Annotated in this window: 4 protein-coding genes; 3 read left to right on the top strand and 1 reads right to left on the bottom strand. The window is 72.7% G+C overall.

Features of this window, described 5'->3' with window-relative positions; genetic code table 11:
* Positions 1 to 448: spermidine synthase (locus AOK16_RS19730; RefSeq protein ID WP_169790920.1), on the top strand; the 448-nt coding region annotated here is incomplete at its 5' end.
* Between the two features lie 27 nt (positions 449 to 475).
* Here AOK16_RS19730 and AOK16_RS19725 read toward each other — a convergent pair.
* Complete coding sequence (locus AOK16_RS19725) at positions 476 to 1,057, bottom strand: hypothetical protein (RefSeq protein ID WP_055473530.1); 582 nt, start codon at positions 1,055 to 1,057, stop codon at positions 476 to 478.
* 107 nt (positions 1,058 to 1,164) lie between these two features.
* Between AOK16_RS19725 and AOK16_RS19720 the strand changes: the two genes are divergently transcribed.
* Together AOK16_RS19720 and AOK16_RS19715 are read left to right on the top strand one after the other, a co-directional pair.
* Positions 1,165 to 1,851, top strand: a complete 687-nt coding sequence (locus AOK16_RS19720; protein ID WP_079101573.1) for a response regulator transcription factor — start codon at positions 1,165 to 1,167, stop codon at positions 1,849 to 1,851.
* Positions 1,848 to 3,368, top strand: a complete 1,521-nt coding sequence (locus AOK16_RS19715; RefSeq protein WP_055473528.1) for a sensor histidine kinase — start codon at positions 1,848 to 1,850, stop codon at positions 3,366 to 3,368. The genes AOK16_RS19720 and AOK16_RS19715 overlap by 4 nt, the downstream gene beginning before the upstream one ends.
* Positions 3,369 to 3,642: the final 274 nt, after the last annotated feature.

Raw genomic sequence — 3,642 nt, 5'->3', positions numbered from 1 at the left:
CGCCAAAGTCCACGACGACTGGGCGGACCTCGTCATCGTCGACGTCTTCAGCGGCGCCAGAACCCCGGCGCATCTGACCAGTACGGAGTTCATGGCAGAGGTGCGCAGAGCCATGCGCCCCGGCGGGTGCTGCGCCCTGAACCTCGCCGACGGGCCGCCGCTGGCCCACCTCAGAGCCCAGATAGCCACCGTGCGGGCCGTGTTCCCAGAGCTGTGCCTGGTGGCCGATCCGGCCGTGCTGCGGGGGAGGAGGTTCGGCAACGCCGTGCTGCTGGCCTCCGAACGGGAGCTGCCGGTCGCCGAGTTGACCCGCCGCGCCGCGAGCGACCCGCACCCCGGCCGGGTCGAGCACGACAGAGCCCTGGCCGACTTCACCGGCGGCGCCGCCCCGGTCACCGACGCGAGCGCCCAACCGAGCCCGGCCCCACCGGAGCGGGTCTTCGAGTAGCCCGGTCCGGCCCGGCCGTTCGCCCCGCTACTCGGTGACGACCTCCACCTTCGGCGGGTGGCCGTTCCAGGTGCAGAAGACCGAGGTGGTGTTCTCGCCCTTGGTGAAGTTCACCCGGATCCACTCCGTTTGCTTCCAGACCTGCATCTGCCAGCCCGAGTCGGGCGTCGCCGAGACGAGTTCGGCCGAGGACTCGCCGAGGTCGAAGGCGACCCGGCCGCCCTGCGGCGCGTAGCTCTTCACGTTCGCGGTCGCCGTGGGTGTCTCGGGTGGAGTGCTCGGCGGGCGGGTGCTGGGCTGCGACGAGCCGGTGTCCGCGCTCTCGACGGTGTCGTCTCCGTCGGCGTCCGGTTTGTTGGGAGTCTGCGGCGGCTTCTCGGTCTTCATCCCGGACGGGGAGGGCGACTTGGGGCGCCGAGTGGACGACGACTGCGGTTCCGCACCACCGGCGGGCTCGGATCCCGAGGTCGCGTTGCTGGGTATGGGGAGCGCGCGCGGCGGGTCGTATGCCGTCCCGGACAGCACGGTGTGGACGCCCCACCACGACAGCGTGACGGCGGCCCCGGTGGCGAGCGACCATGCGGCTGCGTGAACGAGTCCTCGTTGCATTTGACTCATCCTGCCGCACCTGGCCGATTCATCGCGATGGGGAGGGGGGTTGATTGCCACGGGCATGGGCGGGACGAGTATCACCCGAATGGCGTACGGTGCCGCCCATGGCAAGTGTGCTCGTGGTCGAGGACGACCAGTTCGTACGCTCCGCCCTCATCCGTCACCTGAGCGAGGCCTCGCACACTGTGCGCAGTGTCGGCACGGCTCTCGAGGCGCTGCGAGAGGTGGCTCAGGTCGGCTTCGACGTCGTGATCCTCGATCTCGGCCTGCCCGACCTCGACGGCGCGGAGGCGCTGAAGATGCTGCGCGGCGTCACCGACGTGCCAGTGATCATCGCCACAGCGCGGGACGACGAGGCGGAGATCATCCGGCTGTTGAACGACGGCGCCGACGACTACCTGACCAAGCCGTTCTCGGTCGACCACCTCTCGGCCCGGATGTCCGCCGTGCTGCGCCGCTCGCGTGCCCTGGGCGCCGAGCCGCCGTCCCGCGTCATCCGCGTGGGCGGGCTGGCGATCGACCCGCTGCGGCGCCAGGCGGAGCTGGACGGGGCCGAGCTGGACCTGACGCGCCGCGAGTTCGACCTGCTGGCCTTCCTCGCCGGGCGGCCCGGCGTGGTCGTGGCGCGCAGGGAGCTGCTGGCCGAGGTGTGGCAGCAGTCCTACGGCGACGACCAGACCATCGACGTCCATCTGTCCTGGCTGCGCCGCAAGTTGGGCGAGACGGCCGCCAAGCCGCGCTATCTGCACACGCTGCGCGGCGTCGGGGTGAAGCTGGAGCCGCCGCAATGAGATGGGCGCTCGTCAAGGTGTGCCTGGCCGTGACCGCCATGGTCGTGGTCGCGTTCGCCATCCCCCTCGGGCTCGTCGTCAAGGAGATGGCGCGCGACCGGGCGTTCTCCAACGCCGAGCGGCAGGCCGCCACCATCGGCCCGGCGCTGGCGATCACCACCGACCGCGAGGAGCTCCAGCGCGCCGTGGCGAGCACCAGCGCCGGCTCCGACGGCCGGATGGCCGTGCACGTCCCGGCCCCGAACGCCGGTGGCCCGGCCCGGGACGCGGAGGGCGGTACGGGCGCCGACCCCGGCTCGGGCGGAGGCGAGGCGAGCGAGGGCCGGGCCCCGGGCGCGTCCGCGGAGGCGGCCGGGGAAGCCGCGAGCGGCGCCGTCGAGATCGGTGAACAGCGCGCCGGCGACCAGGACCTGGCCATCGCCACCCGGCTCGGCCGCGCCTCCATCTCCCGGGTGCCCGGTGGCTTCGTACTGCTCCAGCCGACCGCCATCGGCTCCGGCGCGGTCGCGGTCGTCGAGGTGTTCGTGCCCGACGACGAGGTCACCAACGGGGTCACCACCGCGTGGGCCGTCCTCGCCGGGGTCGGCATCGCGCTGATCGTCGGCTCGGTGGCCATCGCCGACCGGCTCGGCACCCGTATGGTCCGGCCCGCCAAACAACTGGCCGGGGCAGCACAGGACTTGGGCGAGGGCAAACTCGGGGCGCGGGTGCCCGAGGAGGGCCCGGCCGAGCTGCGGTCGGCCGCGGTCGCTTTCAACTCGATGGCTGACCAGGTGGTGCAGCTGCTCGCCAACGAGCGCGAGCTGGCCGCCGACCTGTCCCACCGGCTGCGCACCCCGCTGACCGTGCTGCGGCTCAACGCCGCCTCCCTGGGCGACGGCCCGGCCGCCGAGCAGACCCGGGAGGCCGTCGCCCAGCTGGAGGGCGAGGTGGACCAGATCATCCGCACCGCGCGCGAGCAGAAGCCGCAGACCAGGGGGCCGCTCGGGGAGGGCTCGGGCTGCGACGCGGCCGAGGTGATCCGCGACCGCATGGGCTTCTGGTCGGCGCTCGCGGAGGACGAGGGGCGCAAGGTGCGCCTGGCGGGCGTGGACCGTCCGGTCCGCGTGCCGGTCGCGCGCCCCGAACTGTGCGCGGCGCTGGACGCGTTGCTGGGGAACGTCTTCCGGCACACCCCCGAGGGCACGCCCTTCGCGGTGGACGTGCACAACGGCGAGGACGCGGTGATCGTGCTCGTCTCGGACGCCGGTCCGGGCATCGAGGACCCCGACGCGGCACTCAGGCGCGGGCACGGCGACGGCGGGCGCGGCTCGACGGGGCTCGGGCTCGACATCGTCCGGCGGGTGGCCGAGTCCACCGGTGGCGACGTGCGGATCGGGGCGTCCGTGCTGGGCGGCACGGAGGTGCGGATCTGGCTCGGCCTCGACGGCCACCGCACGTCCCCGGCCAAGAAGGGCCACCGGGTCGTACGCCGCCGCAGGGGTGGCCGCCCGTCCGGCCGCAGAGTGGCCAACTAGGCCTGGTGGGACCGGTTCGGTCTGGGCCAGGCGGGACGGTTTCGGCCCAGGCCCGGCGGACCGCTGCGGTCCAGACCTGGCGGTCCGTTTCGGTCCGTGTTCCGACGTCTTCCGACCGCTTCATGATCAACGGTTAATGCCCGCCGATCCCGCCCTTAAGCGAGCCATAAGAACCTCAACCGCCGTGCGAATTACGGCATTTGTCTGATTCTTGAGCGCTAACGTCGTACCTGCATCCCCCCACAACCCCCCACACGCGCGCCCCGGCCGGTCA

The organism is Streptomyces pathocidini, from assembly GCF_001418495.1.
In the GTDB taxonomy this organism is placed as follows: Bacteria; Actinomycetota; Actinomycetes; order Streptomycetales; family Streptomycetaceae; genus Streptomyces; species Streptomyces pathocidini.
Note: the sequence above shows the minus strand (reverse complement) of the source record. Positions and strands in the feature narration are given on the sequence as shown.